General features: G+C 51.0%; 2 protein-coding genes and 1 pseudogene. 1 reads left to right on the top strand and 2 read right to left on the bottom strand.

What is annotated here, in order from left to right; all coding sequences use genetic code 11:
- The coding region (locus H1D41_RS18125; protein ID WP_228850250.1) for a hypothetical protein at positions 1-1,894 on the bottom strand (1,894 nt) is incomplete at its 3' end.
- Between the two features lie 1,015 nt (positions 1,895-2,909).
- Between H1D41_RS18125 and H1D41_RS18130 the strand changes: the two are divergent.
- A pseudogene (locus H1D41_RS18130) lies at positions 2,910-4,342 on the top strand (transposase).
- 862 nt (positions 4,343-5,204) lie between these two features.
- Here the strand turns inward: H1D41_RS18130 and H1D41_RS18135 are convergent.
- The gene (locus H1D41_RS18135; protein WP_228850251.1) at positions 5,205-5,801 is read right to left on the bottom strand and encodes a TSUP family transporter; all 597 of its coding nucleotides are present in this window, start codon (positions 5,799-5,801) and stop codon (positions 5,205-5,207) included.
- Between the last annotated feature and the right edge of the window lie 58 nt (positions 5,802-5,859).

Genomic DNA, 5,859 nt, shown 5'->3' on the forward strand with positions numbered 1-5,859 from the left:
GCGCGCCGTTGAGCGTGTCAGAGGCCAGGATCGAAGTGGTATCCCCACCAGCCTGTGGGAAGTCCGCAAAGCTTTCCGGAGCTGCCTCAATCTCTGGTGTGACAGTGATCGTTGCAGTTGCGGTTTCGCAGACAGGAACAGTGTCGAGGCTGCAAAGCTCATAGTCGAACTCATAGATGCCCGGCGCTGTGCCTGGTTTTACGTCAACGCTGCCGTCCGGATTTACGGTCAGTTCAGCCGGAACAGTGGAGGGATCCACAGGCAGAACAGTCGCATTGGACGGGCTGGCAGGATCGCCATTGACACTGTCGCCATCAAACAGGTTGATCACATCCGTCGCACCCGTATCAGCGGCGCTCCGGTCAATGGTCTCGCTGTCGTCCGTTGGAACAACTTCAGTCGGCGCCGACACTTCAACTGTTTCGGTTGTATCTGAACAGATCGTCGGGTTGGCTTTTTCACAGATTGTGTACGCAAGCGTATATGTACCGGCAGGCGTGCCTGCAGGCACGACGATTTCGTTGTTCGCATTTAGAGTCAGGCCGCCAGTCGCAGCCCCTACGGTGATGTTCACGTCAGTGGCATCCACGGTTTGGCCGTTCAGTGTATCGGAGGCCAGAACCGACGTGGTTGTTCCGCCCGAGGCAGAGTCAATTGACGCGAAGGTTTCTGGCGCTGCTGTAATGCTGGATACAACAATGGTAGCAGTCGCTGTATCGCAGTACTCTGTGTAAACAGGGCCACAGATTTTATAATCAATTGTGTAAGTGCCGGCGGGCGTGCCAGCAGGAACATCAATATTTCCTGTTGCGACATTCAACACTGGCACATTTGAATTTGTCGCACCCGGCAAAGGTGTTGCTACAGCTTCGATGGTTAAATTGACATCGCCTGATGCAATGTCCAAGCCACCGAATTTGTCCGTTGCAACACCATTGTTGTCATAAATGTTCATGACAGCGCTGGCACCTAGATCGCCATCAATCCCCTTTACACTGTCATTTTCTGCAACAGGAACAGGGTATTGGCAATGCGCAAGATAGGAATGAATCGACGGCTGTCCAGGCACAAGAGATGCCATTTCTAGGGTCAGTTGGCTTAAGGCAATCGTTGGCTGGAACCACGCGCCAGATGCCTCTTGGTCACTGCCGCCCCCAATGCGGGTGTTGTGCCATGTGGTTTGTAGGGCGCTTGAACCAATAATCGCTGGCTCCGCAGGATCCCATGATGGATAGTTGGCACCGGCATTAGAGGTGTTCGCGTCGAAGGTCTCGACAAACCAACTTGCGATCGTCGCTGCGCTAACTGGGTTACCATTTTCATCACGCGCGCGGAAACGAACCTGTTCCAACTCAACGTCAGTTACAGCGAAGGCCAGTTCATTTGCCTCGGTCGGCGTAGCAAAGTCGTACACCAAACGAACAATTTGAGACGCGTCAATTGCCGTTCCCTGGGCTCCGCCTACCATACGAATGTTTAAGCTTTCTTCACTTCCGGGAAAGCCAAATACGGACGAGATATTACTCTCGGATGGGCTGCTCCAGGTTTCGCTGGTCGCAATTCGTGAACCGGAGGAAAAAATTGGCCCAGTGGTTTGGTAAGTGAAGCTTGGTCCTGAAGTAAAGCCTGGGTTCGCTGGGAACATCCCACTACCACCAATTCCCGAGCCTGAAAAATCAGCATAGGTTGCTTGTCCGGATCTACACACAGAAGGGGGATGGCCGAAAACAGGCGAGGCGACTTGCGCCTGCGCTGAAGCCACAAAGAGGCCCACAGCGAACATCCCACCAAGAGTAGAAGCAGCTCTACGCAGAAAGGTTGGCTTAATCCATTTAGAAGACACAAACCTTGAGAGCGCAGCGCCGGAGCCTACGTTAAACAAATCGCTAGTCATGTGATGGGCTTCTCTTCTTTCTTCGGTACAGATGGGAACAAGACGGGTAACGTACGGACACTCATATACTTAAGGTATGATTGAAACGGCCGAATCTTTTCTGACTACGACGGAGTTTCAATCTCCATTTCTCTTTTTAGATGAAATGAAGCAATAATTTTTATTTCAGGTTGTCATTAATATTCAATACCGTTGCAGCCGTGCAACTGATTTTGTTCAAGATGTGTCCGACAGCGTCATGATTCCGCCAAAACATCTGAAAGCATTCGTAAATATCAAAATTCAATTCACAACTTCGTGTATCAAAAAACACCTTAGACTATTTCAATACTTCAAATTGACACCAATTGCGGGATTTTATAATTTTAATTCAACCACAATCTGCAATGCGGTATTAAAACACATCGAAACCAAGAAAACGGACGGCCAAAGGGTGATTGCACAATTGATTCTCCCGTAGAAGCCACAGCAGCGCCCTAAGCTCAGCCACTCAACCAGCGGCAATTGGTGCTCTGACAGCCATAAAAATCGACCAGTCTTACGAATGAGTTTCCATTTACTCGCCGCACAACCGCGACAGAGGCCGACATTCAATTCAACTGCGGCGCACAGCCGGCCCCACAATCAACCCAAAGATGTGATCCAAGGCGGCAAAATCGATCGTCCCGTCTCTCCGATGCTCGTACTGCACAAACAAACCTAATGACGGGGTTGTCCGCACAGAAACGCTGCAAACCTGTCCGAAAAGATGGAACCACTTCAACCTGAAGGATTTAATCTCAAGTTTTGAGCGCCAAGAACTTCAACCTGATTGGCAGGAAAGTCTTGCCAACTGAATGGTGAAGGTCTGGCTTCATTGTTGGGGGATGGTGTTTTCGCGGTTTCAGCGAACGGGAGCGTTCCGCCGCGTGTCGAAACCCAACTTCAGCTTTGGGCTTATTCTGTTGAAAAACTCTTGTTGATTTAGGGATGTCTGACTGATTCAATGTCCTTATTGATATGAGAGGTTGGAGCGATGTTGGGGCCGAGGCAAGAAGCACAAAGCGCGCTGTTTTATGACTTTTCGATAGAGGACCATATCCCGTCCGACCATGTCCTGCGGGCGATTGATGGCATCATTAATTTGACCGGCGTGCGCCAGCATTTGGCCAGGTTTTATAGCTCAACGGGGCGTCCTTCGATTGATCCTGAGTTAATGATGCGCATGTTGTTGGTTGGCTACATCATGGGCATTCGTTCTGAACGGCGCTTGTGTGATGAGGTTCATCTCAACCTGGCGTATCGTTGGTTTTGCAAGTTGGATTTGACAGATGCTATTCCGGACCATTCGACGTTTTCCAAGAACCGGCATGGTCGCTTCCGCGATAGTGATTTACTCCGGCATGTGTTTGAAGCCGTTGTAGCGCAATGCATCGATGCAGGTCTCGCAAGCGGGCAGAGATACGCAGCTGACGCAAGCATCATTGCCGCTGATGCCAATCGTCAAAAATCTACGCCAAAGGCAGATTGGGATCCTGAAGGAATTGACCCGGAGGATGCACCACGCGCTGTTCGCGAATATTTGGGCACACTGGATGACGCAGCTTTTGGTGCTGCCAGTGCAGTGGTTCCAAAGTTCATCTCACATTCAGATCCGGCTTCCCAATGGACTGGCGCACGTGGTGGCCCAGCGTTTTTTGCTTATTCCACCAACTATTTGATCGATACGGATAACGCTGTGATCTTGGATGTGGAGCCCACACGTTCAGTGCGCCAGGCTGAAGTGGGTGCCGTGAAAGCGATGATTGATCGTGTGCAAAAGGTGCATGACTTAAAGCCCGAGCGCCTGATTGCGGACACGGCTTATGGATCAGGTCCAATGTTGGATTGGCTGGTTGAGAAGCGAGGGATCGCCCCACATATCCCCGTGATAAATAAATCTGGCCGCAAGGATGGTACGTTTGAGCGCGCAGATTTTACCTATGATGGTGAGAATGACCTCTATATTTGCCCGAATGGAAAAGAGTTAAAAAAGCCGTTGCGCGCATATCAAACTGGAACATCTGGGGCAAACAAAGACGAGACAATCCGATACAGGGCAAGCAAATTCGACTGTGACATTTGCCCTCTCAAACAGCGATGCTGTCCCAAGGAACCACAGCGCAAAGTCACGCGTTCAATCTATGAAGCATCTCGTGATGTCGCAAGCGCATTCTCGCAAACACAGCAATATACCATCTCATGCCGACTCCGCAAAAAGGCCGAAATGTCGTTCGCCCACCCGAAATGCATTCACGGCTTAGGCCGGCTTCGATTGCGCGGCCCCTCTCGGGATCATGGCTCTGCCATGACCCTGCCGGCAATGCTTGTGGCGCTCATGACGAATTTATCCTCGCCGCAACCGCCCAAAACCTCAAAAAGTTAGCCAAACTAGCTCCAAACCCGAGTCTGCCCAGAACCGTCCCGTGAAATCGAAGTGGAAGCCATTCACCCTATGATGAAGTGCCGCCAAAACCGTGAGTTTTTCAACAGAATAAGCTGGGAGCCGTCGTTAAACCCCAATTGCACCACGACCTGCTTCGGGCCGAAACTGACTGCACCGAATTGACTGTATCTCTTCTATGTGCAACACAAGTGCATCTCGTTTTGGAGTGTCATGAAATAAAATATGGCAAATTCAGAGAGTTATGGCGTGGTCGCCAAATTAGCTGGGAATCCTACCACCCCAGCCATAGAATTTCTCAGACATGTGTCGTCCGGCTTGAATTGATACTTGTCCGCCTTGAAATGAAACTTTCTTGGGAAAGCGCGCCAGTTTCGCCACCATCGAAGTACTACGACCGCGATACACGTTAGATTGGCCCTTAAGCATCTTCACTATACCGATCGTCACGAACGGCCCTTAGCGGGCACTCATCGCTGAAACTGCCTGCTGCACTGCGGCACGGTATTTCGGACGTTCACATTAATGGGCAACAAACTTGCCCGTTGGCATTTCTCCCTCTTTTCTTTGGACCAGATTGGTTTACCGTGCAACTGAAGGAATGGGAGATTTTCCTGTGGTGGCAGATCCAGACCCAAATGCAATGAAAGATATTGAGGCCGTTCGCCGGCTTCTGGCTAACGCAACTCGTTTGAAACGAGATGATATCGCCAATGCATGTAGAACTCGCATTTACGAGTTGTCTGCTTCTGACTATGCGGATCCCATTGAACGGCGACTAGCGACATTTGCAAAGCCTGCGTCTGGTCTGACCTGGCCACCTTAAGCTTCCAAGCTTGCATTGCGCTTCTGGTCCCTTGTTTTGAATTGAACTAAGTGCGCCTTACTTTAAAGGCTGCGGCTCAATAGAGCCAACGCTGAAATTGTTGCCATTCCGAGTGCCCAGGGTCGAATTGCGCCCTTTTCAAACCTTGCGGCTAAAGGACGAGACACCCACAAGGCAATCGGAACCAAAGGTGCGAGAGACGCTGCAAACGCAAGTTGCGAGACTGTAAGAATTCCAGCAATGGCCAGAGCAACAATTGCTACCAATGTCCCGAAACCGTAGAACGCATTCTGGGTCGCGGCGGCTCTGCGTGTCTCGACGTGAGAATACAGGATTGCCATAGGTGGTGCGCCGATCCCAGTGAGGGTGCCCATGACACCGCCAACACTACCAGCAACGAAAAGCGAACCGCCAGATATCGGGAATGACAAGCCAAGTAAAATAAGTGCTACCGCAAACAGCACAACAAGCCCCACGATGATGCCCAAGGCGTCAGTCCCGACCACTGCCGCCGCAATATAAGCGGCGATCCCTGCACCAAGAATGCGACCTGCGAAACCCGGCGGCAAATCTCGCCACGCAACAGCATCGGTCTTGTCCCGATTTAGTTCCGGCCTCTTTCGAGCGATATTCGCAATGAAGGAGACAAGACATGGCACCAAGATACAGCGACGAGTTCAGACGTGATGCGGTTCGCATAGCGACGACCAGCGGGTT

It is taken from the genome of Halocynthiibacter styelae (genome assembly GCF_016123485.1).
Lineage (GTDB): Bacteria > Pseudomonadota > Alphaproteobacteria > Rhodobacterales > Rhodobacteraceae > Halocynthiibacter > Halocynthiibacter styelae.